Source organism: Bdellovibrio bacteriovorus (genome assembly GCF_048286975.1).
GTDB lineage: Bacteria > Bdellovibrionota > Bdellovibrionia > Bdellovibrionales > Bdellovibrionaceae > Bdellovibrio > Bdellovibrio bacteriovorus_H.
In genome coordinates, this window is the sequence record NZ_JBLVRT010000001.1 from 39460 (window position 1) to 63940 (window position 24481).

Below are 24481 nucleotides of genomic sequence, written 5' to 3' on the forward strand. Positions count from 1 at the left end.
ACTTTACTCGCAGCTCTGTTTTCCAAGGTAGTGGTAGTTTCCAACTTCATCCAGCCAGTACTCACCCTGGAATGGATAGTACTCATAACCGTTTTCGATGTAGAACTTGCGGTTCACGTTTTCATCGATCTGATCACCGCTGATGTCTTTACCCGCGATTTTCTTTTTGATGCTTTCCTTGCGGCCTGTGATCATCTCGTAACGGATGAATCCGGCTTGTTCGTAAAGATCACGCAATTCCACGCGCATGTTCAGCAAGTGTGCTTTGACCATGTCGCCAACGGCGAACTTGGTGTTCTTGCTGCGATTTGCAAGGATCTTCAGGGAATACTGACCCAGCGGAGAAGCACGGAACGCGGAATTGGATTCCACACGCGCTTTTTCCTGGTTCAGCTTTTCCAGATAATGCATGGAACGTTTTACATCCCCCTGATCCAGCACGTTTCTTAGAACGATGTATGGCAGGCGCAGGTTCGCCGACTTGTCCGTGGTCTTCATCAGATGGGCTTTTTCAACCTCTGCATAGAAGGTTCCGGCTTCGTTGGAGGACTTCAGGAAGTCACCGATTTTGGAGCGGACCGGGCCATAGGTTTTTTCAAACAGGCTTAGGACCTTTTCCATCTCGTCGTATTTACAGATGTACAGGTATACGATTGAGCGCAAAAGCAAGCTCTCCGGCATATAGAAGTCTTCGTAATATGCCGAGTGGAGAGTTTGGAAGTTACTCAAGGAAGAACGGAAGCGCGCCGCACGCAGCATCGCCCAGCTCTGCTCAAAGACCGCGTCATGCCACATCAAAGTATCGCGGGGAACCTGGGAATAAGCTTCCACGGAAGCATCCCAATCCTGCTTTTGATAAAGTGCACGGGCAAGACCCATTTGAGCGGCCACTTTGTTCGTGTCCGTCACCGGAGCACGACGGCGGGCATCGAGCATTTTGTTGAAGGTGCCCACAGCCAAGGACGGCTGGTTGGCTTCAAGCTCTGCCAGACCCTTGGCATACAAAGCCTGGAAATAATAGCTGCTGGTTGGAGAAACACGGCTGAACAGGTCCGCGGCTTTGGCAAATTCGCGGTTGCGCAGGCGGATTTCGCCCAAACGGAAGTTGATCATATCACGCAGGTTCGCCGGGAAATCATTCAGGTCCACACGGGAAATTGCGTAGTTCAGAATAGTGTCATCACCCAGGGAATCCGCCACGATCGAAAGCTTTTCGATCGCCATTTTGGAATACTTGGGATGTTTCATGCGGATCACATCCACGAACTGGAATGCGGCGGTCTGATAAAGTTTCAGCTCAACCAGCATGGTGCCCAGGATGTACTTGATCTGCGGACGCTCCGAAGCCAGTTCGGAACGGCGGCTGAGCGAGAACAGCGCATTGGCAGCGGATTCATACTGCCCGCTTTGGGCCATACGAAGGGCGTTGCTAAGTTGGTTTCTAAGGGTTGCTTCACGTGTGTTCCCCGATACAAGCGGAGCTGCACGACGTGCCGGAGCTGGTTGCTTTTTCAGCGTTTTACGCTGTTGGGCATCGCCCACCACCGGAACTGCAATACTTGCGGCAATCAGGAGAGGTAATAATTTCTTCATCGGTAACTAGCCTCCGGGAAGAACCAACTCATACCCACGGTAAGGAAGAGGTTGTTGAAAGAATTTGTCGATCCGTCGATGCCTTTGGCATTGAAGAAGTTCCAGCTGAAATCCCAGCGAACCGCATAGGCTTTGCTCAAGGCAAAAATCTGCCCTGCCGCCAGATGCACAGTCCCTGCGCTTTCACCGGACTGGGTTTCGGTGTTGCCGTAGCCGGCAGACAGATACAGGTCAAAAGGAACAATCGTTTCATTGAACCAGGTCATTTTTCCGTAAACCGGGACGTACATCAGATCCACACCGATAAAGGATTTTGGATAAACCAGATTCTCGGTGGAAACGCCGTTGATTTCGCGCAACTCATCAGTCGCCTGACGATTGGAAGTGGTCAGACCGAAATAGTTCAGCTCAAGACCCCAGCTTTCAGACATAAAATAGCTGGCTTTCGCCACCCCACCGAATGTCAGGAAGAACGGATCATTCGTCACTGTCGTCAAACCGCCGAACAGCTGGAAGCGGCCGGTTTTAGGCAGGAAGCGTTTTTGAATTATGGAAATTTCCTGGAAAGGAGCCAATGTGCCCAGTCCCGAGAAGTCCGTCAGGGTGTTGTCCTTCGGAGCAGTCTCCTGATAGGACGGCGTGGAATCAGAGATGGACGGCTGTTGTCTTGGAGCTTCTTTTTCAAGTTCCAGTTCGATCACATCCAGTTCGTCACCTTCAGACTGGGCATAACCCAGGCCCGGCGCCGTCAGCGCCAGGAAAACAATTACCAGAGAAGTGAGTTTTCTGCTTAACATCTGTCAGCTCCTCTTAGAACAGATACGACAAACCCACATCCAGGTTTGTAGTGTAGGTTAGACGCTCTTGGAAATCACTGTAGTCAGGCTTCGGATCGCTGGGCTTCAGCGCGCCGTTCAGGAACGGGATCGGAGCCTGATTGGCATAAAGACGCAGGTCAAAGCGCAATGCCCATTGTTTGGTGAAATAGAATTTCTGACCGATACCCACAGCCACCGCCGGATAAGTCTTGTGCACATACTTCACCGCCCCAACAGAAGCGGATCCGTAAAGAAGCGTGTTGAACACCAGGGATTTGGTCAGACTCATTTTTCCGTAAAAGGCTTTCAGATTGTAGTCACCCATGATCGTCATCTCTGGCGACGGCGCACGGCTGAAATCCAGACTGAACTGCTGATCCAGTTGATCAGCATAGCTGGAAAGACCTGCAAAGTTCTTGGCAATCAAAAGACCCCAGGCATGGGCTTCGCTGGTGTTATAATAGATACCCAGGCCCAGCTTTGAAACGTTGGCGATCGGTTCTGTCATCGCATAGCCATAAAAGCCATCGACTTCAAAACGGCCTGCGGTCACCACGTTGCGGTTTTTCACGCTGACGGGTTTATCGAAAACAGGAAGCACGGATTCCTGAGCCAGTTCCTCTGTCGGAAGATTCACCACTTCCGCAAAAGCCGCCTTATGCAGCATCAGCGCAAGAACTATGATGAGAGCGGCCTTGAAACCATTTTTTAGCATGTCTTACCTACCCGATGAAAATGCACCGTATTTATAGATGTAATCACAAACTTCACGAACAGCCCCCAAACCACCAGGTCTGCGGGTCACATAATCAGCCACTTCCATAACTTCATCGACAGCCTCTGGAACCGTTGCTCCAAAAGCCACCGCCTCGATCATGGGAATATCAAAAATGTCATCGCCAACATAAGCCATCTCTTCAGGCTTCAGGCCGGATTCCTGCTGCAGCTGCAAGAAAGAGGGCTCTTTGTCGAGAGCACCCTCATAGAAATATTGAATACCAAGAGCCTTCACGCGCGCGCGAATGTCCTCTGCCTTACTGCCTGTAATCACTGCTATTTTGTAACCGGATTCCATAAGACGTTTGATGCCAACGCCATCCCGGATGGAATAAAAGCGGCGCCATTCAGTGCCATCAAACCACACGCGTGTGTCAGTTAATACGCCATCAACGTCGAGAACCAACATCTTGATATTTTTAAGTTTTGATATTTCTAATGCCACTGAATCATTGTGAAAAATAAAAGACAATGGAGCAAGTGCCCCACTCTGATACAGGACTTAGGGTTGTGTGGATATACCGACTAAGGTCGGGCTGACTCGAGTTCGTTCACTCTTTGCTGCAAACGGAATAGTTGCTTTTCAAGTTCCTGGACCCGGACTTTAAGCGCCTCGGTGTCCGCAGAGGCCGAAACACCGACCGCTTCACCATTTAAAAGACCGGCCCCAAGTTCAGCGCGTTTCAAGTTCAGCTCCTGCAGTTTTTCAAGATCTGCGTCCTCGACAAAACCATCTTGAGCCTGCTGCGATTTCAAAATCTTGTTCTGATCATGAATCTGGCGACTGAGCTGCGCCATCTGCTGCAGGTTCTGCCAGCTTCCCTGAAGCTTTCCAAAGTTGGGCGGGAATTCACGCGTGATCACAGAAAAAACAATGACAAACATCACGATGGAAATGAACAGGCTGCGCAGAATCGAGCCAATAACCTTGACCAGAACGGATTTCATGAATTACTCCCGAAATGACATTTGACTCAAAACAGAAGCGGTGGTCAAGTGAACGGGTCCAGCAGACACATTCGGGGGATTATAATGAAACGACTTTCGCTTCTTATCACCAGTTGCCTTCTGTTATTCACCTTGGGTTGCACCAAAAAAGAGCCCGGAACCGCCGACACTGTGGCAAAAACATCCGCAAAAAAAGAACTCACGGTCGGAACGGATGCTGCCTACGCCCCATTTGAAATCGAAAACGCCGACAAAAGCATCAGCGGCTTCGACATCGAAATCATCCAGGCGATCGCGGCCAAACAAAACCTGACTCTGGATATTGTGAACACTCCCTGGGAAGGTCTGTTCAGCCAGCTTGAATCCGGCGACCGCGACATTCTGATTTCCGCAATCACCATCAATGATGAACGAAAAAAATCCATGGACTTTTCAGAGCCCTATTTTGATGCCGTTCAGTTGATCGCGGTTCCCAACAACTCGAAAGTCACGAAATTCGATGACCTGAAAAAGCTGAAGGTGGGAGTTCAGATCGGCACCACGGGCGATGAAGTCGTCACCCGTCTGCTGGGCCGAGCCAGCCCTAACATCAAACGCTTTGAAGGCACGCCATTGGCTTTGCAAGAACTGATCAACGGCGGAGTGGATGCTGTTGTTGCCGACAACGGCGTCATCAACAACTTCTTTGCCAACAACCCGAAAGACTTCAAAGTCCTGTCTGACACCAGCTTCTCAAAAGAGCAATATGGGATCGCGGTGAAGAAGGGTAACGCAGACCTGTTGAAAAAGATCAACGACGGACTGGCAGCCATCAAAGCAGACGGCACCTATGACGGCATCTTCAAAAAATACTTCGGAGAAAAGAAGAACTGATGTTTTCGTGGTTTCGCAATGACATCATCATCGAATACTGGGCCCTTTTTATGCAGGGGCTTGCCACCACCCTGCAACTGACCCTGATTGGAATCTTCTTCGGCACTGTTCTGGGTCTGTTTTTGGGACTGGGAAAAGTCGCCCGCATAGAACGAGGCCCGTGGCGCTGGCCGGTTCAACTGTTCGTCCGCCTGCCTTCACAGATTTATATTGGCTTCTTCCGCGGCACCCCGCTGTTTGTGCAAATCCTTTTGATTCATTTTGCGCTGGTCCCCTTGCTGATTCATCCCGAAGACGGGCTGCTGATCTCGGGTGACATGGCCCTTTACCTGAAACGGGAATACGGCGCGCTTATTTCCGGTGCTTTGGCATTGAGTCTTAATTCAGCGGCTTATATCGCCGAAATCTTCCGCGCCGGAATTCAATCCATTGATCGCGGTCAGTTTGAAGCGGCAAGATCTCTGGGCCTGAGTTACTTCCACACCATGAAGTCCATCATCATTCCGCAGGCGTTTCGTCGTATGCTGCCTCCGCTGGGCAATGAAGCCATCACCCTGCTGAAGGATTCTTCTTTGGTGTCGGCCATCGGCTTGGCAGAACTGGCTTACGCGGCCCGCACGGCAGCTGGGGCCTATGCCCGCTATTGGGAACCGTATTTGTTTATTTCTTTGATCTATCTGATCATCACCCTGGGAATGTCCTTTGTGGTTCACCGTCTTGAGAAAAGGTACCAATCCACATGATTCAGATTCAAGCCTTGAACAAATTCTTTGGCAGCCGCCAGGTTCTGAAAAATGTGTCCTGCGAAATCAAGGACAACGAAGTGGTGTGCGTGATCGGCCCATCTGGATCCGGCAAAAGCACGTTTTTAAGATGCATCAATGCCCTTGAAATCGCCCAAGCCGGCACCATCAGGGTCGACGGCTTTGAAGTCACCAACCCCCAGACGGATCTGAACAAACTGCGTGCTCACGTGGGCATGGTGTTTCAGCGCTTCAATCTGTTTCCGCACAAAACGGCTTTGCAGAACATTATGCTGGCACCCATGAAGGTAAAACATCTTTCAAAGGATGCTGCCGAAACCAAGGCCCGTGAGCTGCTGGCCCGTGTGGGCCTGGCCGAAAAGGCCGACAGCTACCCACACGAACTTTCCGGCGGACAGCAACAGCGTGTCGCCATTGCAAGGGCGCTGGCTATGGAACCGCAAGTGATGTTGTTTGACGAGCCGACATCGGCTCTGGATCCGGAAATGGTCGGAGAAGTTTTGGATGTCATCAAATCCCTGGCTCACAGTGGAAAGACCATGGTGATTGTGACCCACGAGATGGGATTTGCAAGACAAGTCAGTGATCGCATCCTATTTATGGATGAAGGCCAGGTTGTCGAGCAAGGGCCGCCGGAGAAGATCTTCAACCACGCCGAGAGCGAAAGAACCAGGACATTCCTTGGGAAGGTCCTGCGGTTCCACGAAACACCTTAATACGTCTCAGGACATATCAGGCTTCTTTCCTTTTCGGGGCCATAGAAAAATTCTCTGAATACAAATACGCCGCCGCGATACAGAACTCCATGCAGTACCACGCGGAAGTTGCGGGTACCGCACAAGTTCGTAGCGTGCTTTAAACTTTTTCACTTCCGATTGCACAAGTTTGCTGGACCAATAAGATGTGAATGCGAGCTACAAAACCGACATTGGTCTTCAGGTGTTGAAAATCTATTTTTAAAAATACAAAGGGCCCGGGGTTAAAACCTCGGGGACGCCCAAAAGTGTTATCATGGAGTTTCCGAATTTCGAGAATGAGCCGCTTTCCAGCTCAAAACACCGAATCAGATCGACCATCCAATAGGGGATCTTCTTTTCACACTTTAATTCCAGAATGACATTGCATCCGGGCTCTTCAAACGAATCCGGATGATCATAGTGGCTTAACAAGTAACTATCCGGTCGCACGCGCCATTCGTTCATTTCCTGAAAGCGCAGGTCCCGGTCAAATGTGACGCGAGCATAGTCGTCCACAACCGACAGATAAGCCTTGCGGCGGTACTGAGTCAAAATCACCGGCCCCACGTTATAGGTCATCTTCATCCGGATAAACTCTTCCAGATTTCCGTGGGAACTTCCTTGAATATGATCCGGGATGACTCCCCAATCCAGAATATCCACCCAGTTTTCGTCATGGACCAGCGCGCGCTTCTTGCGCACAAATTCACGCAGCTTGTATTTAATCTCAAAGAAATAAGGTGGCTTGGGGTTATCACCATAGGAACGGATCCGCATATTAAAGTTAAAGGCATTGGCGGATTCTTTAAACCGCAGCAGGTACAAGCTGGGCGTGTCCAGATAAAGACTGTTGATGGTGTAGTGCTTGTCCGGTGAAACGGTGGAATAATAATCCATTTCGCAATAAGTTTCCACAAAGCGCGAAATAGGTTCTACCAGACTTGCCGGAATCAGATACTTCAATTCATACCGCTCCAGCGCCAGCGGGGATACCGGTCCACTCACAGCGCCACCACTTTCTGGGTTTTACTAAGATGGTTTTTGGCAGGTTCGGCAACCAGCCTTTCACTTTCCAGCAGGTACTCGACAAATAAAGTCAGAATCTCCTGCTGCTGACTGAGCAAATCCAGCTCGGTCTGCTCCTGCAACAGACGGCCCTCAAGCACGGACAATGTGTCCTGAGCTTTCACTTTCTGGCTTTCTTTCAGCCCCTGGCTGGTCATCTTATAAAGCCCCGCCAGACTCTGAATTTGATTCTTCAAACTAAGCAGGCGGTCTTTGCTGTCTTCGGCTTCTTTTTGTTTCAGAGCCTTTTTTAGAATCAATTCATTCTGCTTTTGCCGGGACAGATCATCCGACCCCAGATGCGGAAGCTGCAAAGTCAGTTCAACCTTGTAACCGATTTCATCTTCCTTGCGGGTTTGGGAAACATCCACGCCCTTCACCCACTGATCTTCACGTCCTCGCAGAATTTCCAGTTCCCGGGAAATGTCTTTAAACTCGGTCTCTGATATTCGTGCCGTCAAAGAAGCTTCCGGTGTCGGCTGACTGCCCAACGAATCAAGCACCTCTTGCACACTGATCAGATCAAAGCCTTCCAGCGGGCTTTCCCCCCATTGGGGAACCCAGGATCTTAGTTTCTTGACCGCCAGTTTGTTTTCCTGGGCAATCACACTTTCCAGGCGCTTCAGTTTGTAGATATCCCCTTGCGCCCCCAGGAAAGATTTGGTCGATGTGCGCCCCGCCCGCAAGGAAAGACTTTGCGCCTTTAAATAACCTTCGGACAGTTTCATGGAACTGTTCAACACCGCCATTTTCTGCTGCGTGATTTCATAAGAGATCAGATTCAAATAGCGTTCATGCAGAGCCCACGCCAAAGAAGCCTCTTTCAAAACTTTCTTGCGCGGTTCTGAATTGGGCCCCAGCTTCCATTCCGGCCACGAGCGGAACTGAAACTTCAGCCCGACTTCGTATTCATTTTTATCATCTTCTTTTTCCGCGCTGACAAAGCCCTCAACATTGCGCAAGGGATTGCGGGAATCGGTTGGTCGCATTTCTTCCTGCGAAGTGTAAGCCGTGTCGGACCAGGCTGTTTTTAATACCTGCTCGGGCGTCACCGCAAAAGAAGAAAATCCCCCAAAAAAGATCCAAAACAAAAGCATCACGGGGTCCTTTTATCGGCGACAAGACTGACGACAGCATACTGACTGGAGCTTTTGCTATCAAAGACGGCAAACATCTGGTGCGTGTCCGGATGAAGTGCCAAGCCCTCAAGATGACGCATACGGAATTCATATAAAAGCTCCGCTGTATTCTGACCCGCCGTCATCTTCCAGATGGCACTGCACGAAGTCCCGCGACAAGATGACGCCAGATAGAAGGCATCCCCCTGCTTGATCAGATCCGTCAACACCATCTCGACATCCTGATGCGGCAGCTTCATTTCAAATCGCGCCGCCAGGGTCACTTGCGCCGGCGTTAAAGCACCGTCAAAAACCGAAGCAAAGTCCGACACCTTAAGAATCAACCCCTCGTTGCGATGAAGTACGGGGCCTTTCAGCGACAGGTACAAATCTTTGTTTTCAATGGCGTGACCTTCGACCTCAAAGCCCTCTTTAGTCAATTTCAAGTCAGCTTCATAGATGGACTTCAACACCGGATCTTGCGAGCCTTTCAGGGCCAGTAACAGGGGTTTGCGCAGATCCACATGATGTTCCACGCTGTAGCGCAGGCCGTTGCGCTTGATCTGTGCGAAGATCTGTCGTTCTTCTTTCAGCTTTCCTTTTTTGGTAGCTGACATCGAACTTAGCAAATACAAATGCTCACCCTGGACAGAGACCGACTCGATATCCGCCATCGCTGGCAATCCAGAAAGCTGGATCTGATGGGGTTGAATCTGCCCCTGCTCATTCATCAGGAACAACACCGGGCGGTCTTCGGGATAGTCATCAGAAACCAGAACGAACTGCTTAAGCTCCGGCACAAAGACCACACCCGACATCTCGGGCTTGAAGGTCTCTACAATATTAAGTGGAATGTCCATTTCGCGTGGATCTTGTTGTTGAGCTTCCTGAGCCAGGGTCGCTTCGTCGGCATTGGCCAGGCTTAGCAAAGACAAACTCCATTTTTTCTGAACAAAGACTTTTTCACCCAGCAGGAATTCATTCGCACGAGGAATCTTGATCACAACCTCACGCCCCCAGGCTGGCAGGGTTTGAATCCTTAACAGACGCTCCGGAATCTGCACGATGCGTGAACCGATGCTGACCACCGAACCCCGCACGACTTTGCCTCCGGCAGAACTGACTTCCACCACCTGCCCCACGGACAACGTAGATGACAGGTTTTCATTGATATAACCATTCACATAAGTGGGATTCAGCGGAACCAGGGTGATCAGCGGGGCAAAGGCTGGCGCTTTTTCTCCGTTTTTGAAATTCACCGCCCCCACGGCGCCGTCAACTTCGGCAAAAACAAAAAGGTTCTTCATGCGGCCTTCGATCAAAGCCATTTCCCGGCGGGCGTCTTCCAGTTCCACCAACAACGGATCTGCAGAGGGAGCCAGATGCCCCAGATCTTTGACGACTCCTGCCAGTTGCTGGCGCAGGTGCATTTCGGCATTCAATTTGTCATAGCGGCTTTTCAAAACGCGCAGCTGGGATTCCCACTCGGACTGGCCCAATTCTGCCAGCAGATCCCCTTTACGCACAATCTGACTGGGAAGCACATAGATGTGTTTGATTTCTACAGGGCTGTCGAAGTTGACCTGAAATTCGCGGGATTCCGCGACACCAAGAATGCTGACAGGATCAGACCCCAGCACCAGCCCCAGCATCAATACCAGAACCACGGCCGCGCTCCAGCAGCCCAATAGAAATCGGTTCTCGGTCCCGACGACGTCAGCTAGTTTCACCTTACACCTCGATCACGGATTCTTGATTCATAAAGTTCAGGCCACGTACGGAAGAAATGCGCCCCAGTTCTTCAACAAGCTCTGCTGAAGTCTGACGGGGTTTTAAACGCACCTGATAGGAAAAATCCAGACGCTCGCCCTGCCCCATTTCGCGGATCGTAGCCAAGGCAAAATGACGGCAGGATTTTTCCAGCACACCTTCGACTTCGCGCTGATCCTGGCCGGATCTGGCCAGATTCAAACGCAACAGACCATCAAACTGCGGGCCTGCAGCGAAGGGGGATTTCTGCAAAACTGTCAGAGCAAGAATAAAACAAATCGTTCCCAGGATGGCGATGCCATAGGCATGAACCCCGGATGCCAGTCCCACTGCCAACGAAGCAAAAATGAAAAACATGTCGCGAGGGTCTTTGACGTTCGTGCGGAACCGAAGCAGGGACAACGCCCCGATCATGCCGATCCCGCGGGCCACGTTGTCGCCAATGGCCTGCATCGCAATCGCAATAACGATAGGCAAAAGCACCAATCCATGCAGGAAGTTCAATGAATAAGAAAGTCCCCGGAAGGTCCTAACATAGGCCACAGCCAAGGCCGTCCCCAGAATGAAACTGAGCAAAAAGGCATAGATAATTGAAATCCACGTCGGATTCGCGAATGATGAGTTGAGAACAGAAAAATCCAACATACTCTTCCCCCCGAAGCTGTCTAAAGAGACGATCATTGTCAGTCTTTACCCCTTGATCACAACCAAAATAAAACAGAATGACGAAGACTTAATTGCCCTTTCCGGACCGCAATCCCCAGCTATGGTAATTGACAAATTGACTGCCAATTTCCGTCACTTTAGACGTAAAAGGCCCTATAACTGCCCCTCGGATCTGACTCATTGAAATTGACCCCGGCACGGAACATGAACTCTGCCAGTCGGTCGCTGAAAATGCGACAAAGGAGGACGTATGGCTTCAACATTTAAACTTGGTATTCTGGCAGCCCTGGCTGCGCCCGTTTTGATGGCCTCCACGGCCTCTGCCAAGGTTTATGTCAACTCCGTTTGCCATATGAAAGCTGCCGCCGCCGCCGGCAAGGTTGAAGGCGAAGGAGACATGCAAAAGAAGTTTCCTTTGGCTTCTATATCCAAGGTGATCACCACCTTGTGGGCGATTGAAAAACTGGGCGTGGACTATCGCCACAAAACAGTTCTGCACCTGACCCCGACAGCCAATGGTTCCATGGATCTGCATGTTGAAGGCAGCCGTGATCCTATCTTCGGCCGTAATCTAAGTTATTTCCTGATCTCTGAATTAAACCGCATGAAGATCACTAAAATTGAGAATCTGACTTTCGATGAAAACTTCCTTTTGGACTGGTTGGCGGAAGAGTCCCCTCGTATAGGCGGCGTGACTCCACGTTATGAAACTATCGAACAGCAGGCCGAGGCCGTGATCAAGAATCTGAAAGAGTCTTTCTCCACCGCTATCAACCGTCCGATGTACAGCAAGCTGCGTGAGAAAGCCACCAAAGCCAAAGTCTTTATGCTGGAAAAGCCAACCTTGGAAGTCCGCAATATCTCCTTCCTGCCTAAGGTCAGCTACAAAAAAGACAAGTACACTGGCAGCGTGGTTCTGCAGTCGGCCCCATTGCGCACGATCCTTAAGCGCATGAACAATCAGTCCAATAACTATATCGCTGACAATCTATACTGGAATCTGGGTGGCACCGCTGCGTTCAACGCCTTTGCTGCTGCCACATTGAAAGCCGATCAGAATCAAATCGTATTCCACAACGGTTCCGGCAACAACGAAGGCACCACCGCCAAACCGATCTACAATGAAGCGACTTGCGAAACCATGATCAAGACTTTGTACACGCTGAACAAATCCCTGGAAGCCAAGGGTTACAAGCTGAGTGATGTGCTGTCAGTGGCCAACAAAGACAATGACTCCACCGTGGATAATTTCGGTGGTAATGCCGCGGGTGCGATGATCGCCAAGACCGGAACTGTGAACAAAGCCAAGACATTGGCAGGTTCTATTTCCACCAAAGAGGGTGAATTCTATTTTGCGATTCTGTTGCACACAGATATGGATCATAGCAGTTCTGACCGTGGTGTGGCCGCACAAATGATCAAAAATAAAATCAGCCAGTTGATCAACAAACGTTCCGGACCGAAAGAAATTCAGTACACGGAAATTCTGGCGCTGCCGTTTGATCAAAATTCTTACCTGACAGAAGCCAACGCCCCGGTTGTGACTCTTTCCAAGAAGTAGTCCCTAGAAGGGGATGCCAATCCCCACTTCGTTCAAAAACACATTGCTCATGACTTTCAAATCCACCTGCATATCGCGGCTTTTATACAAAGCCGCCGTCAGGTGGGCAAATGGCATCGGGATCACATCCACGGAATGCCCGTTCACACTGCCCATGAATTTCCATTTGTAGCTGTCCAGCTCATAGCACTCCCGGTAAGAATACGGACCGAAGCTCGTTTCTTCGCAGGCCATCGGCGTCTGTCGGGCGTAAACTCCCATGGACCATCCCGCACTGACCCTGTCGCTCAGTTCATAATTGCGACCAATCTGAAAAGTTCCAGCCAAATTGTCGTAACAGTCCTTCACCATCGCCGCCAGAAAGGTGACGCCGCTGGCTGTTTGATATTCCAACCCAACTCCCGGCGTGATCACCGCCGCTCCATTGCCGTCCAGTTTACGGGGCATTTCCACGGACGCGGTCATCGTAGGCTTGATTCCGTGAACCACGAAAGATGGCAGCAGCAAGCTGAGTTTTTCCCGGTCCTTCACCCTGGGCATTTTTAAACTGGAACTGCCGGTTCCCCAATCCATGCGATCCGTGCTGGCCAGGGTCGGGTTCACAATCAACAAGGTAACAAGACTGACAAGAAGTTTGGCTCCATCCATGAGGCCTCCCTATTATGATGACACCGGACCCCGGCATATCGGGAAAACCAACCCCAACAAAGGAATGATTATGGAAAATTTGCATTTGATAAGGGCATAAAAGCCCCCATAATTGAATAAGGACTTCTTCATGGGGATATCATGCGCGTTTTATTCTGGCTGGTTCTGGCTTTTTCCTTGGTTCAGTGTACGTCTCTGCAAAAAACTGCGGACCGCAAAACAGCGGCTGCGCGCATGGTGCTGGATAAAAGCGGCTATCTTTACGACCCATTAGACACCTCTTGTGACGGTTTCCCGCGCCTGCAGGTGGAAACCATGCCTGGTACTTGCCTGGGGATGGTGATGCCACGGGATCGCGCCGTGGATCGCAGCAACGACAAAAGCTTTATCAAACCACGCACCATTTTGCAGATCGCCGGCACCCAGGATTTTCTGGTCGTCGACATGGGCGGATGGAGCCCGCAAAACGGCCGTCTGTTCCTGCTGACTCGTTCGGGTTCGGCCCCTTATGAAATCAAAACTTTGAAATTGAATCTGGAAACTCCGCATGGACTGGCACTGGGACCGGATGGTTTTTACTATATCGGTGAACGCACGCGCATTTCGAAATTTCATTTGAAAAACAATCAGGTCACTGATTGGACGATGGTTGTCGGAAATCTGGCACGCAAAGAGGGCTACATGCACCCGCTTTCGCAGTTCGTGTTTGATCCGCGCAACGGGGACCTTTACATCAACTCCGGCTCCCCCAGCGATCACTGCGTGGTTCAGGGAACTGGCGTCTACAAATCCTGCCCTGAAGATCAAGCTCAAGGCAATGGCGCCATCTATCGCATCCCAGCCCAACTTCTGAAAAACCTTCCTGCGGGTGGAGTCAAAAACTATGAAATCACCGCACTGGGTTTGCGCAACTCGATGGCCATGGCGATTTCAGACAGAGGATATCTGATTCAGGGTGAAAACAGCCGGGACTTTGCCGAACTGGAAGAACCTTACGAAGAAATCAACGTCGTGGATCTGGATAACGGCGTCGGTCGCCACTATGGCTGGCCCTATTGCTATAACTTCCACGCGACTTCACCCGAGTGGCTATTCCCTGAAAATAAAAGCCTTCCTTTGCACAAACAATTTAAGAAACCCGTGGACTGCTCCCAAACCAATCCTTCCGGTATCGGTGACTATCAAGCGCCGTGGTTGTTGATGCCGCCTCACGTGGCCCCTTTGCACATGGCTTACTATAAGGGCGAGATGTTCGGTGATCTTTTCGGCGACAAGTTGCTGGTTACGTGGCACGGCTATCAACCCACCGGGCATCGTATTGTCGCCTACAGCGTGGACAGCAACGGGCTGCCACTGGCGAAAGAATCCAGCTCCACTTTTGGATTCAATCAAAAAGGTGCCTGCAGCACGCGCAAGGCCTTTACTCCTCATGGCGGAATGGCCCGTCACGGTTCCTATACCGAGATCATTTCCAAGTGGGACGCTGTCCAAGGCATCCGTCCTAAAGGAGCCCCTGTGGCCTTCACCGAAGCTTCGGATGGATCCCTGTGGATTGTCGAAGACCGCGAAACCCGCAGTATTGTGCGCCTGGCTAGATCCGCAAGCGCCAATCATCAGGAGCCCTGTGATAAGAACGCCGCTGCCGCCAACGATCCGCAAGTGCAGCTTCTGGCGTGGAGATCCGCTATCAAAGAAAGTCCTGTGCTGGAAGAAGGCTATCGCAAAGTTCAAACCGAGCTGATTCAAAAACACTGTCTGGGTTGTCACGGCAACATGCAGGCGCAGGACTTCGGCAGGGACCGCTTCAGCAATCTGGATTTCCTGGTGAAAAATGAATGGATCCTGCCGGGGAACCTTGAGCGCAGCAAACTGTATGGCAGCGTTGCCCGCGTGGAAGGTTACACGCCGATGCCTCCGGCCGACAAAGAGCAGATCTTTGGCACTGCTGAAGGCGAACGAGTGAACAAGATCATCGCGTCTTGGGTGAATTCTTTGCCGACGGATATTGACAGCCGCTACAGCCAGTTCAAGATGGTCGACAAACGAAACATCCGCGCCAAGCCATCTACCAGCGCCACCGTGTGTGGGCAGGTTGCTCAAGGTGACATCGTGTATTTGGACCCTCGCCCGGCCACGGTGATATCTGCTGACGGCTATAAATGGAGCCGCATCTATATGGTGCCTTCCCACAGCCGTCTGTACAAACAAGCCTGCCCGGCACCGGAAGACGGTGTGTACTACATCTCTCGCTAAATCGGTTTTGTAAGAACTGCCTTCCTGTCAAAAAGGAAGACAGTTCTTGCATTACAAGCTTTCAAGACAAAGCCGTATAAATCTCGGTATTAGATTCCAAGCTCTAGTTCTGATGGCATCCTTTATGCTCTTCCCCTCCGGATACTGACCGTTCTGGAGGAACTATGCTTCGCGATTCACATTTGAAAGCCCTGCTGATGCTTGCCTGCGTGGGAAGCCTGACTACTGCCTGTGAAATGAAAAAGAATCTGGATGACATGCACAAGTCCACAGTGGAAATGAATGAAACCACCAAGCGCATGGAAGAAAAAACCGGCGAGCTGGATAAAAAATCAGAATCTTTGGATAACAAAACCGCCGAGCTTTACGATGCCCTTAGACAGGGTAACGCCGCTCTTCTGCGCAAAGAATTCCTGCAACAGCTGAATGAATCCAAGGAAATGGCGAAAAAGCTAAGCCTGGGTGTAAAGTACTTCTGGGCTTATGAATTCCAATTGTGGTCCATGCAGGGTCTGGACAACGATCACCGCCGTGAAGAGCTGGCGTCTTCGGCCGCTCGTGAATTCATCCGTGAAATTCATGAATATGCCCCGACAGAAGACTTTATCTCGCCGACTTCTGACGACAATCGCGACATGAACTTCCTGGCATTGGTCACAACCCTGCACGAAGTGAATGACAAACAAAAAAACCGTGTCGACCCGAAAGGGATCGAACACATGTCCATGCTGTCTTTGATCGAGCGTGCTTTGAAACAAAAAGCCGATCTGGATGCAGGCCGTATTTCCCTGAACGACCTGAAGGCGTCTTCTTATGACCTGCTGGCATTTGAAAGCAAACTTATTCAGATCCTACAAGCCCGACAAAACTTCATCCTGACCATGCTGGTGGCTAAAGCGAGCAATATCGACAAGGGCCTGAAGAATAAAGTGAAGTTGGGTCTATTGGGCATGAAGTGGACTTTGGATTTGAGCAAGTACAATGACGTTGAGGTCAACGAAATGACCCGTTATCTGAAAGCCGTACTGGATACCCGTAAAATCCTGAAAGACGCCGGCCATGCCATCGAAGTGGACGACACAATTCAGAAAGTGCTGATGAACGGTCAAATCGCAAAAGCCAAAAAACAAGCTGACGTTCGCGCTGCTGCCGAAGGGCAGATCATCACGTACATCCAGCAAGTGCGCAGCGCCGCTGTTGTAACCAAATAGACAGCCGCCATTTAGCACAATCCTATTTGTGAATTAAAAGCCCGCCGGAATGCGGACTTTTTCTTTTGCATCCACAGCAGATGTTTTTCACCACTCTGGACCTCGCGATGATTAAACCCCGCAAGCAGCGGTGGCTCAATAGGGCTGCGGAGGTTTCAAATGAAACTCAACTTACTCTATTCCATTGCGATGATGCTTCTGATCGCCTTCTCGGTGGCCAAGGCCGGCAGCAGTTCTGAAAATAAAAAAGGGGCCCCCGAGGCGCCCCTTAGCAATCGTCATTAGTTGATCCTATTTACTGATTCAAAGCCATGGATTCAGACTGAATTTGCACAAAGTCCCCTGGCTTCCACGTATTATCAAACGCGGCTTTTTCAGGTCCATAAATACGGAAATATGCAAACCAGGTTTTTCCCGGGCTGGTTTTCACCCAATGGGCTTCTTTCCCTGCCGGCGCCTGAGGACCAAAGAACAGATCCACGGACTTCGCACCCTTCAAATCCGCCAGTTCGACCAATGATCTTAAAGAAGACTTTTTGGTGCCATTGGCAATCAAGCTGCGCGTGTCAGAGTCATACAAAGTCACTGACCAGAACAGACGACTTGGCACCGGCAATGGGACTGTCAACTTATAGGACTTTCCACCATCCAGAGCATTGTTATTTGAATCCTTGAACGCCCCCCAATACAACGACCCCGCCGTGGAGTCCCGGCGCAACATAGCCGGAGACATCACAATCGCCTGAGCGAAATAGCGGTCTCGGGCCACGGCATCGCTGTCATGATCTGCCGCCCACTCGGGCTTGCTGCTTAGAAGCAGCCATTCCCATTTGCGATCAGACCACTTCACTTTGTCAGGTCGGCCTGTCGTCGCGTAAGAACTTGCCAACAATTCTTTCTGGCTGTCTTGAGCTGCGCGGTCCAAAGTGGATCTTAAACTGGCATTCGGCTTAAAGGCTTTGCCTTTTTCAATACCCAAAGCTTTCAACTGATCATAGGCCGCCTGCTTCTTTTTATTCACCGGCTCTTCATTGATAACCTTGGCCAGTTTTTCCCAGAACTGAATATTGCCTTCCCACTTCAAAGAACTAAGATCACCATCGCGACCCGAGATATCAATGATGGATAAAGGCTTCGGATTCTTGGCTGCCGACAGCGGATAAATTTTGATCCCCGCCAACTGCTTCTGCGCTTTGTTCAGGTCATTACCCTGCGGAATAATTCGAGCAACCACAAACACCTTGTTAGTATCCGACTTGCCAACATAGTACCCCTGCGGGATCTGACCTTTATACCCTTCAGGTACAATCAAGTACTTTCCACCTTTACCAGCATCCTGACCCGGAATCCCCATATCAATAATCCACGACTGATCATGAGCATTCACAAGCCCCATGAAAGGACCCGCCGGCATATCCACAACAAAAGGTCCTTTGGTAAGATCCACCACCGCCGCGCCGTACGGAGTATCCTGATTGGCCGTAAACCCCAAAGTCTTGGAATCCGCCTGAGCACTGAACATATTCACATTGTCCCGCACCCCCAACTGCCGCATCCCATTCATGATGCCTTCCATAGAAACAGTAGGATACCACTGCCGATAAGCTTCCCGAGCCGCCGTATATTCCCGCGCCTCGGTATCCACAGCCAACGCCGCCCCAGAAAACAAAAGAACAAAAGCCATAACCAATGACTTCATAAAAATATTCTCCTTGTAATTGTGTCGCAGCATCCAGTCTAAAGAACCCAAAACAAAATCATGACAAGTCTTTTAGCAGAAAAATTAAACCAACTTTGCTTGATGACTGATCGGGATCGAACCTTATGCCCGCGGTAAAAAGCGCCAGTGGCGCTTTTTGGCGTGGAGCAAGGAGGAAGCCGTCCCGCGAAGGCGGGCCGGCGCCCGACGTCGGCGGTCTCGCATCCCGATCGGCAGGAAAATCCAACACGAAGCCTGCTATCTAACAAATTTTACGATGATAAAGAGAATTTGGTGGAGCCGATCGGGATCGAACCGACGACCTCAACACTGCCAGCGTTGCGCTCTCCCAGCTGAGCTACGGCCCCACTTATAATGACAAGACAAAATAATAGCCCTAAAATAATTCAAATGAAAAGCCAAAAATTACTCTTTGTCTGCCTAGGAAACATCTGTCGCTCACCCACTGCGGAAGCCGTGGCAGCGCATCTCATCAAACAACGAGACCTGCCATGGGTGGTTGATTCCGCGGGAACATCCGGAGCCCACGATGGAGAAAAGGCCGATCCACGCAGCATCCTGCATGGCGAACGCCGGGGGTATGACCTGACAAGTATTTCCCGTGCGATTCGTGAATCAGACTACTATGACTTTGACTGGATCCTGGCGATGGACTCCAGCAACCTTGAACATCTGCGCCAACGCTGCCCGGATAGAACCCTGTTGGACAAGATTTCTTTGGTCACCGATTACTGTTCAGAATTTAAACTCAAAGGTGTGCCTGACCCTTACTATGGAGGCGTCGACGGTTTTGATCACGTGTTGGATATTCTGGAAGACGCCATCGAAGGCCTGATCGACAAAGTTCAGGACCGCAGCGACAAGATTTAACGAACCGACAAAAACACATCCACCTGGCAGTTTTGAGGATCCGCGCTGCGCTGATCATAAACCTCAAAGTCTGCCTTGTAGGCGCGTTCAGTCCCCAAATCCGCTGGGCTCAAGCCCCAGATGTGCTGCCAAAGCTCGATCACGACATTGGGCATCTGCCCCTGTTTGGAAGTGAACGCGGCATATCTGGATGCCGGCAGCACTTTCGCAATCAGGCCATCCGGCAAATTATCAAAAGAAGAAACCTCTTTACCCAGAACGAATGAATACTCGCCGTTCACATCACTTTCATAGTCGGTGTAAATGGCATAAATCGGTCCTTCAGCGATTTGATTCGGGATCTTTTGCATCACCCCATCACTGAAGAACTTCTGCCAATGGGCCCCGATCTTGCCACTTCCCTTCATTTCAGCGCCGTTGCTGGTGCGAACTGAAATACCGACAATCTTGATATCTGCCTTTTGCGTGAAGGAATGGGTCACGGGATCTCCTTGAAGCTATTTTCGGGTGCGGAATTTTTCAAAGTTCTTTTTATTCTGGAAATAAACCACGGAACCATCGGCACGAGCGGCAATCACCGCTGTCGCTTTGTCGACGGACTTACCTGATACCGGGTCGATCGCTGTACGGGCGGTCGCGTCTTCAGCCAGGGTCTTTTTGCAATTTTCGCAGCAGCCATAATAAGTTTTACCACCCTGCTTTACCGGAATCTGATCGCGTGGAAAAACCATATTGGTCACCATGCAGACTTTTTGATTCGGCACAATTTCCAATGCTTCAGCAGCCTTGGCCGGACTGATCATACCCGCCAAAACAACAAACACACCCATTACAAAAACTAACAATGACTTCTTTAGGGACATATCAGACTCCTGCGTTTTGCCTGTTTTCAGGTATTAGGAATCAAAGCCACCTTTTGTGACAACCAAAGGCGGCCTCACAAATTAACGAACCTTGGCGCGCAATAGATCCTGGATGTGCAGGATTCCCACGGGTTTGCGCGGATTTGAGGACTCTTTATCCAGCACAAAGACCATTTGAATTTGGAACTGCTCCATGACGAACAAGGCTTTTTCAGCCAATTCGTTGGCATCAATGGTTCTGGGATTGGTGGTCATCAGATCTTTCGCAAGACCGGTCAGCGGGTCATTGGATTTTTCCAGGCGACGACGAATATCACCATCCGTGATCACCCCGACCAAATCGCCTTTTTCATCGACGATACCGGCAGCGCCGCGAACATCCTTGTGGGTCATGATCGAGAACACCTGACGAATCGGTGTATCCAGGGTCACTGTCGGCAAGGCATCCCCACCGTGCATAACATCGCGCACGCGGGTCAACAGGCGATACCCCAGACTGCCGCCGGGATGAAATTCAGCAAAGTCTTCAGAGCTGAAGCCTTTTTCCGCCATCACCGCCATTGCCACAGCGTCGCCCATTGCCAGGGTCGCTGTACTGCTGGCCGTGGGTGCAAGACCCAATGGACAAGCTTCTTCTGACACATGAACATTCAAAGTGACCTGAGCGGCTTTCGCCAATGACGATTCCGGTTTGCCGGTGATCGCGATCAAAGGAATGCCTTTGCGGGAAACAAATCTTAAGATGCCTGCGAACTCAGGGGACTCGCCGCCATAAGACAGCGCAATCACCACATCGTTGTTTTCAACAAGGCCCAAATCCCCGTGTGAGCTTTCTGCCGGATGCAGAAACACCGCCGGAGTTCCGGTGGAAGAAAAAGTGCTGGCAAGCTTTCTGGCGATCTGGCCGGATTTACCCATGCCCGTCAGAACGATTTTGCCGTCACAGGCTGTGATCATCTTCACCACTTGTTCAAAAGAGTCACCAAGGCGCTCTTTCAATGCCAGAATGGCCTGGGCCTCAACCTCTAGAACTTTCAGACCCTGTTGAATAACTTTGGACATATTCTAACGAACCTTTCTTACTTCTTCTTCAGGCTTGCTTTAACAAAATGCACGAAGAGAGGGTGCGGAGCCAAGGGCTTTGATTTGAATTCCGGATGGAACTGCACGCCGACAAACCATGGGTGATCAGGAAGTTCCACAATCTCGACCAGGTCACGTTCTTTGCAGATACCGGAAGCCATCATGCCGTTCTTTTCAAACAAGTCTTTATACTTGTTGTTGAACTCAAAACGGTGTCGGTGACGTTCCATAATGGACGACGCCTTGTACACCTGATAGGCGCGCGAGCCCGAGGCAATAGCGCATGGGAAAGCGCCCAGGCGCATGGTGCCCCCCTTGTTGATCACTCCGCGCTGCTCGGCCATGGAATCAATCACGAAGTTGCCAGTGCGTTTGTTTTCAGCGTGGAATTCACGGCTGGTGGCATCTTTGATACCACACACGTTGCGCGCAAACTCAATCGCCGACAACTGCATACCAAAGCAGATACCAAAGAATGGAACCCGCTTTTCACGGGCATACTTGATGGCCGTGATCTTGCCTTCCACACCACGGGTGCCGAAGCCCCCCGGCACCAGAATGCCGTCGACCTTGCCCAATAAAGAGTGCACAGTCTTGTCGGTGACCTTTTCGGAATCCACGTAAATGATTTCCACGCGGGCATTGTTGGCAACGCCACCGTGAACCAAGGCTTCATGCAGGGATTTGTAGGATTCCTTCAAATCGACATACTTGCCAACCACACCGATTTTCACGGTATGACTTGGGTTCCCCAGAATCTTCACCAGATTCTGCCAGCCTTTCATGTTCAGTTTGCCAGCAGAAAGGCCCAGACGTGCCACGATCAGCTCATCCAGCTTTTCTCTGTGCAAAGCCAGAGGGACTTCATAGATAAAACGACTGTCCTGAGCGGCGATAACATTTTCCGGTTTCACGGAACAGAACAGACCGATTTTGGCCTTCAGATTGTCATCAATGACTTTTTCACTGCGGCAGACCAGGAAGTCGGGTTGCAGACCGATTTCACGCAGCTCTTTCACTGAGTGCTGAGTCGGCTTGGATTTCAACTCACCCGCCGCCGCGATGTACGGGACATAAGTCACATGCACCAGCACAGAGTTTTCCTGCCCCACATCGATACGCATCTGACGAATGGCTTCCAGGAACGGCTGACTTTCGATATCCCCGACTGTCCCGCCGATTTCAACCAGAATGATTTCACTGCCCTGAGCGGCTTCATAGATACGAGCTTTGATTTCTTCCGTGATGTGCGGAATGACCTGCACAGTGCCACCCAGGTAGTCCCCGCGACGCTCGCGGTTCAAAACCGTGTCATAGATCTGACCGGTGGAAACAGAGTTTGAGCGGTTCATCAAAGCGGATGTGAAACGCTCATAGTGCCCCAGATCCAGATCGGTTTCCGCCCCGTCTTCAGTCACATAAACTTCACCGTGCTGCAATGGCGACATTGTGCCAGGATCCACGTTCAAATAAGGATCAAATTTCATGATGGTCACTTTGTGACCGCGGCCTTCCAGCAAAGCACCAAGGCTGGCTGCTGTCAGTCCTTTGCCAATCGAGGAAACAACGCCCCCGGTGACAAAAATAAATTTTTGCTTCAACGTTTTCTTGGTCGACTTCGCTGTCGACACCTTCTTTGTGGTGGTCTTTCTCTTTGCCATTACATCCCCTGTGAGCTTAAGAGTTTTTCGAGTCGCGCCAGATCTTCGGGAGTATCCACCCCGACACTGGCTTCCTTGACTCTGATTACTTTGATTTTTGCACCTAAATACAGAGCGCGCAGCTGCTCCAGACTCTCGGCTTTTTCAATGAGGGCCGGAGGAGCTTCGCAGAACTGTTTTAAAAAATTTCTGGAATAGGCATACATGCCGATGTGTTTCAGACAACCATCCATGCTGCCGGCCTCTGTGGCCGACATACGGGAATAAGGCATTGGATAGCGGCTGAAATAAAGAGCCTCATCACGGCAGTTCACAACAACTTTCACCGAGTTCATGGATTGCAGCTCTTCAGCACTGATCGGATGAGCCAGCGTGGCCATGTCCATTTTCGGATCATCGACAAACACCTGCGCCAGGCGGTCAATCAACTCGCCGGTCACCAGCGGTTCATCCCCCTGGATGTTGACAACAACATCACAGGCAACATCTTTAATGGCAGCATTGATTCGGTCGCTTCCGGTGGGAAGATCGCTGTCCGTCATGACGACTTTAACACCGACAGCTTCGGCGGCGGCTTTGATGCCTTCGTGATCGGTGGCGACAATCACCTCGCTCAGAAGTTTCGACTTCTTGGCTCCTTCAACCGTCCACTGAATCAGGGGGCGGCCTTTCAAGCTCACCAGGGGTTTTCCGGGGAAGCGTGTAGAGCCAAAACGAGCGGGGATCACACCGACAATTTTCATTCTTTTATCCAATTTTCATAGATGTAGTCTTCAACCGCGTCCTGGCCCTCTTTTTTCAGGGCGGAAACACCGAACACGGCACTCAGGCCCGAGGCCTTCTTCACTTTCGCCACCGCCTGCAGCATCTGACTGCGCGACATCTTGTCGGCTTTGGTCAGCACCACAGCCAGCGGGAAGCCACGACGTTCAGAGAACTCTTTCAAAAGCTCTTCGTCTTCAGTCCACGAGCGACGGATGTCCATCACCAGAAGCAGTCCACGAAGTTGTTCACGGTTCATCAGATAAGTTTCAATCATGCGGTGCCATTCACGCATTTCATCACCGGAACGAGCCGCAAAGCCGTAACCCGGCATATCCACCATCACATAGGACTGATCCAGCTCAAAGAAATTGAGCAGACGGGTTTTACCCGGCGTGGAGCTGACTTTCGCAATCTTGTTTTTGGTCAGGGCATTGATGAAAGACGACTTTCCGGCGTTGGACCGACCAGCGATGGCCACCTCGGCTTTCTTATGTACAGGGAAGTCTTTTTCCAGAACGGCGCTTTTAATGAACTGAATCGTCTTTGGCATAGCCAAGACTATCAGAGCTCCCCCCATTTCTCAATTCCGAGAACCTAGTCCGTCGCAGGATAATTTGGCGAGTCGAAAAGCCCGAGCCCCACTTATATTTGAATCCAGCCCGGTCAAAGTCTTGAAGTGGTGGGTCATCGCATTCCCCACCACAAAGGTGGGCACTT

The 24481-nt window shown here is 50.8% G+C and carries 25 protein-coding genes and 1 tRNA gene; 8 read left to right on the plus strand and 18 right to left on the minus strand.

Translation table 11 applies throughout. The features are described 5' to 3' along the window. Positions 1–3: 3 nt before the first annotated feature. The 5 genes from ACNQKP_RS00210 to ACNQKP_RS00230 all read right to left on the minus strand — a co-directional run bounded on the left by ACNQKP_RS00210 (position 4) and on the right by ACNQKP_RS00230 (position 4136). Complete coding sequence (locus ACNQKP_RS00210; protein ID WP_417862035.1) at positions 4–1593, minus strand: tetratricopeptide repeat protein; 1590 nt, start codon at positions 1591–1593, stop codon at positions 4–6. Then, on the minus strand, positions 1590–2390 hold the full coding sequence (locus ACNQKP_RS00215; protein WP_015089972.1) for an outer membrane beta-barrel domain-containing protein: 801 nt from the start codon (positions 2388–2390) through the stop codon (positions 1590–1592). Before ACNQKP_RS00215 ends, ACNQKP_RS00210 begins: the two co-directional genes overlap by 4 nt. A gap of 13 nt (positions 2391–2403) precedes the next feature. Continuing rightward, entirely contained in the window at positions 2404–3126 is a 723-nt protein-coding gene (locus ACNQKP_RS00220) for an outer membrane beta-barrel domain-containing protein (protein WP_015089971.1), read from the minus strand. A gap of 3 nt (positions 3127–3129) precedes the next feature. Further along, entirely contained in the window at positions 3130–3597 is a 468-nt protein-coding gene (locus ACNQKP_RS00225) for a KdsC family phosphatase (RefSeq protein WP_232468711.1), read from the minus strand. 116 nt (positions 3598–3713) lie between these two features. Beyond that, positions 3714–4136 carry a hypothetical protein gene (locus tag ACNQKP_RS00230; protein ID WP_417862038.1) on the minus strand — a complete coding sequence of 141 codons (423 nt, stop codon included), beginning with the start codon at positions 4134–4136 and terminating at the stop codon, positions 3714–3716. Between the two features lie 84 nt (positions 4137–4220). Between ACNQKP_RS00230 and ACNQKP_RS00235 the strand changes: the two genes are divergently transcribed. The 3 genes from ACNQKP_RS00235 to ACNQKP_RS00245 are packed head-to-tail and all read left to right on the plus strand — an operon-like array spanning position 4221 to position 6489. Next, on the plus strand, positions 4221–5009 hold the full coding sequence (locus tag ACNQKP_RS00235; RefSeq protein WP_417862040.1) for a basic amino acid ABC transporter substrate-binding protein: 789 nt from the start codon (positions 4221–4223) through the stop codon (positions 5007–5009). Continuing rightward, entirely contained in the window at positions 5009–5752 is a 744-nt protein-coding gene (locus ACNQKP_RS00240) for an amino acid ABC transporter permease (RefSeq protein ID WP_417862042.1), read from the plus strand. Before ACNQKP_RS00235 ends, ACNQKP_RS00240 begins: the two co-directional genes overlap by 1 nt. Then, entirely contained in the window at positions 5749–6489 is a 741-nt protein-coding gene (locus tag ACNQKP_RS00245; protein ID WP_417862044.1) for an amino acid ABC transporter ATP-binding protein, read from the plus strand. Before ACNQKP_RS00240 ends, ACNQKP_RS00245 begins: the two co-directional genes overlap by 4 nt. Before the next feature lie 240 nt (positions 6490–6729). Here ACNQKP_RS00245 and ACNQKP_RS00250 read toward each other — a convergent pair whose 3' ends face one another. The 4 genes from ACNQKP_RS00250 to ACNQKP_RS00265 are packed head-to-tail and all read right to left on the minus strand — an operon-like array spanning position 6730 to position 11108. Continuing rightward, a complete protein-coding gene (locus ACNQKP_RS00250; protein WP_417862045.1) occupies positions 6730–7515 on the minus strand; it encodes a VTC domain-containing protein in 786 nt (261 codons plus the stop codon). Beyond that, on the minus strand, positions 7512–8672 hold the full coding sequence (locus ACNQKP_RS00255; protein ID WP_417862046.1) for a hypothetical protein: 1161 nt from the start codon (positions 8670–8672) through the stop codon (positions 7512–7514). Before ACNQKP_RS00255 ends, ACNQKP_RS00250 begins: the two co-directional genes overlap by 4 nt. Continuing rightward, entirely contained in the window at positions 8672–10423 is a 1752-nt protein-coding gene (locus ACNQKP_RS00260) for a DUF3616 domain-containing protein (RefSeq protein WP_417862047.1), read from the minus strand. Before ACNQKP_RS00260 ends, ACNQKP_RS00255 begins: the two co-directional genes overlap by 1 nt. Position 10424: 1 nt before the next feature. Continuing rightward, positions 10425–11108 carry a DUF4956 domain-containing protein gene (locus tag ACNQKP_RS00265; RefSeq protein ID WP_417862048.1) on the minus strand — a complete coding sequence of 228 codons (684 nt, stop codon included), beginning with the start codon at positions 11106–11108 and terminating at the stop codon, positions 10425–10427. Between the two features lie 271 nt (positions 11109–11379). Between ACNQKP_RS00265 and ACNQKP_RS00270 the strand changes: the two genes are divergently transcribed. Further along, positions 11380–12690 carry a D-alanyl-D-alanine carboxypeptidase gene (locus tag ACNQKP_RS00270; protein WP_417862049.1) on the plus strand — a complete coding sequence of 437 codons (1311 nt, stop codon included), beginning with the start codon at positions 11380–11382 and terminating at the stop codon, positions 12688–12690. A gap of 3 nt (positions 12691–12693) precedes the next feature. Here the strand turns inward: ACNQKP_RS00270 and ACNQKP_RS00275 are convergent, their stop codons facing one another. Then, entirely contained in the window at positions 12694–13338 is a 645-nt protein-coding gene (locus ACNQKP_RS00275) for a hypothetical protein (RefSeq protein WP_417862050.1), read from the minus strand. 141 nt (positions 13339–13479) lie between these two features. On the opposite strand from ACNQKP_RS00275, the gene ACNQKP_RS00280 reads away from it, so the two are divergent. The 3 genes from ACNQKP_RS00280 (at position 13480) to ACNQKP_RS00290 (ending at position 17087) form a co-directional block, all read left to right on the plus strand. After that, positions 13480–15591, plus strand: coding sequence for a PQQ-dependent sugar dehydrogenase (locus tag ACNQKP_RS00280; protein ID WP_417862051.1), 2112 nt, complete (start codon positions 13480–13482; stop codon positions 15589–15591). Between the two features lie 164 nt (positions 15592–15755). After that, positions 15756–16802, plus strand: a complete 1047-nt coding sequence (locus ACNQKP_RS00285) for a hypothetical protein (protein ID WP_417862053.1) — start codon at positions 15756–15758, stop codon at positions 16800–16802. 159 nt (positions 16803–16961) lie between these two features. Beyond that, positions 16962–17087, plus strand: coding sequence for a hypothetical protein (locus tag ACNQKP_RS00290; protein ID WP_417862055.1), 126 nt, complete (start codon positions 16962–16964; stop codon positions 17085–17087). A 10-nt stretch (positions 17088–17097) separates the two neighbouring features. Here ACNQKP_RS00290 and ACNQKP_RS00295 read toward each other — a convergent pair whose 3' ends face one another. Beyond that, positions 17098–18501: a DUF1254 domain-containing protein gene (locus ACNQKP_RS00295; protein WP_417862056.1), complete on the minus strand. Its 1404-nt coding sequence runs from the start codon at positions 18499–18501 to the stop codon at positions 17098–17100. 292 nt (positions 18502–18793) lie between these two features. Beyond that, a tRNA-Ala gene (locus tag ACNQKP_RS00300) sits at positions 18794–18869 on the minus strand. Between the two features lie 43 nt (positions 18870–18912). Between ACNQKP_RS00300 and ACNQKP_RS00305 the strand changes: the two genes are divergently transcribed. Beyond that, a complete protein-coding gene (locus ACNQKP_RS00305) occupies positions 18913–19392 on the plus strand; it encodes a low molecular weight protein-tyrosine-phosphatase (protein ID WP_417862057.1) in 480 nt (159 codons plus the stop codon). Here the strand turns inward: ACNQKP_RS00305 and ACNQKP_RS00310 are convergent. From ACNQKP_RS00310 to yihA, 6 genes are all read right to left on the minus strand, one after another. Then, positions 19389–19874 (minus strand): GyrI-like domain-containing protein, encoded by a 486-nt coding sequence (locus ACNQKP_RS00310; RefSeq protein ID WP_417862058.1) that lies wholly within the window; start codon positions 19872–19874, stop codon positions 19389–19391. The two genes, ACNQKP_RS00305 and ACNQKP_RS00310, sit on opposite strands and share 4 nt — an antisense overlap. Before the next feature lie 15 nt (positions 19875–19889). Further along, positions 19890–20255, minus strand: coding sequence for a TRASH domain-containing protein (locus ACNQKP_RS00315; RefSeq protein ID WP_417862060.1), 366 nt, complete (start codon positions 20253–20255; stop codon positions 19890–19892). 81 nt (positions 20256–20336) lie between these two features. Then, entirely contained in the window at positions 20337–21317 is a 981-nt protein-coding gene (locus ACNQKP_RS00320) for a KpsF/GutQ family sugar-phosphate isomerase (protein ID WP_011163360.1), read from the minus strand. Positions 21318–21334: 17 nt separating this feature from the next. Further along, positions 21335–22999, minus strand: a complete 1665-nt coding sequence (locus ACNQKP_RS00325; RefSeq protein WP_264358378.1) for a CTP synthase — start codon at positions 22997–22999, stop codon at positions 21335–21337. Beyond that, positions 22999–23742 (minus strand): 3-deoxy-manno-octulosonate cytidylyltransferase, encoded by a 744-nt coding sequence (kdsB, locus tag ACNQKP_RS00330; RefSeq protein ID WP_417862061.1) that lies wholly within the window; start codon positions 23740–23742, stop codon positions 22999–23001. The genes ACNQKP_RS00325 and kdsB overlap by 1 nt, the downstream gene beginning before the upstream one ends. After that, positions 23739–24314 (minus strand): ribosome biogenesis GTP-binding protein YihA/YsxC, encoded by a 576-nt coding sequence (gene yihA, locus ACNQKP_RS00335; RefSeq protein WP_038451540.1) that lies wholly within the window; start codon positions 24312–24314, stop codon positions 23739–23741. The genes kdsB and yihA overlap by 4 nt, the downstream gene beginning before the upstream one ends. Positions 24315–24481 lie beyond the last annotated feature (167 nt).

What these genes read in the sequence shown, in the direction of transcription:
- ACNQKP_RS00265 (WP_417862048.1), bottom strand. Translation starts at nt 11,108, where the DNA reads ATGTTGGATTTTTCTGTTCTCAACTCATCATTCGCGAATCCGACGTGG.
- ACNQKP_RS00215 (WP_015089972.1), bottom strand. Translation starts at nt 2,390, where the DNA reads ATGTTAAGCAGAAAACTCACTTCTCTGGTAATTGTTTTCCTGGCGCTG.
- ACNQKP_RS00320 (WP_011163360.1), bottom strand. Translation starts at nt 21,317, where the DNA reads ATGTCCAAAGTTATTCAACAGGGTCTGAAAGTTCTAGAGGTTGAGGCC.
- ACNQKP_RS00280 (WP_417862051.1), top strand. Translation starts at nt 13,480, where the DNA reads ATGCGCGTTTTATTCTGGCTGGTTCTGGCTTTTTCCTTGGTTCAGTGT.
- ACNQKP_RS00230 (WP_417862038.1), bottom strand. Translation starts at nt 4,136, where the DNA reads ATGAAATCCGTTCTGGTCAAGGTTATTGGCTCGATTCTGCGCAGCCTG.
- ACNQKP_RS00235 (WP_417862040.1), top strand. Translation starts at nt 4,221, where the DNA reads ATGAAACGACTTTCGCTTCTTATCACCAGTTGCCTTCTGTTATTCACC.
- ACNQKP_RS00315 (WP_417862060.1), bottom strand. Translation starts at nt 20,255, where the DNA reads ATGTCCCTAAAGAAGTCATTGTTAGTTTTTGTAATGGGTGTGTTTGTT.
- ACNQKP_RS00275 (WP_417862050.1), bottom strand. Translation starts at nt 13,338, where the DNA reads ATGGATGGAGCCAAACTTCTTGTCAGTCTTGTTACCTTGTTGATTGTG.
- ACNQKP_RS00295 (WP_417862056.1), bottom strand. Translation starts at nt 18,501, where the DNA reads ATGAAGTCATTGGTTATGGCTTTTGTTCTTTTGTTTTCTGGGGCGGCG.
- ACNQKP_RS00220 (WP_015089971.1), bottom strand. Translation starts at nt 3,126, where the DNA reads ATGCTAAAAAATGGTTTCAAGGCCGCTCTCATCATAGTTCTTGCGCTG.
- ACNQKP_RS00270 (WP_417862049.1), top strand. Translation starts at nt 11,380, where the DNA reads ATGGCTTCAACATTTAAACTTGGTATTCTGGCAGCCCTGGCTGCGCCC.
- ACNQKP_RS00225 (WP_232468711.1), bottom strand. Translation starts at nt 3,597, where the DNA reads ATGTTGGTTCTCGACGTTGATGGCGTATTAACTGACACACGCGTGTGG.
- ACNQKP_RS00305 (WP_417862057.1), top strand. Translation starts at nt 18,913, where the DNA reads ATGAAAAGCCAAAAATTACTCTTTGTCTGCCTAGGAAACATCTGTCGC.
- ACNQKP_RS00245 (WP_417862044.1), top strand. Translation starts at nt 5,749, where the DNA reads ATGATTCAGATTCAAGCCTTGAACAAATTCTTTGGCAGCCGCCAGGTT.
- ACNQKP_RS00240 (WP_417862042.1), top strand. Translation starts at nt 5,009, where the DNA reads ATGTTTTCGTGGTTTCGCAATGACATCATCATCGAATACTGGGCCCTT.
- ACNQKP_RS00210 (WP_417862035.1), bottom strand. Translation starts at nt 1,593, where the DNA reads ATGAAGAAATTATTACCTCTCCTGATTGCCGCAAGTATTGCAGTTCCG.
- ACNQKP_RS00290 (WP_417862055.1), top strand. Translation starts at nt 16,962, where the DNA reads ATGAAACTCAACTTACTCTATTCCATTGCGATGATGCTTCTGATCGCC.
- yihA (WP_038451540.1), bottom strand. Translation starts at nt 24,314, where the DNA reads ATGCCAAAGACGATTCAGTTCATTAAAAGCGCCGTTCTGGAAAAAGAC.
- kdsB (WP_417862061.1), bottom strand. Translation starts at nt 23,742, where the DNA reads ATGAAAATTGTCGGTGTGATCCCCGCTCGTTTTGGCTCTACACGCTTC.
- ACNQKP_RS00325 (WP_264358378.1), bottom strand. Translation starts at nt 22,999, where the DNA reads ATGGCAAAGAGAAAGACCACCACAAAGAAGGTGTCGACAGCGAAGTCG.
- ACNQKP_RS00285 (WP_417862053.1), top strand. Translation starts at nt 15,756, where the DNA reads ATGCTTCGCGATTCACATTTGAAAGCCCTGCTGATGCTTGCCTGCGTG.
- ACNQKP_RS00255 (WP_417862046.1), bottom strand. Translation starts at nt 8,672, where the DNA reads ATGCTTTTGTTTTGGATCTTTTTTGGGGGATTTTCTTCTTTTGCGGTG.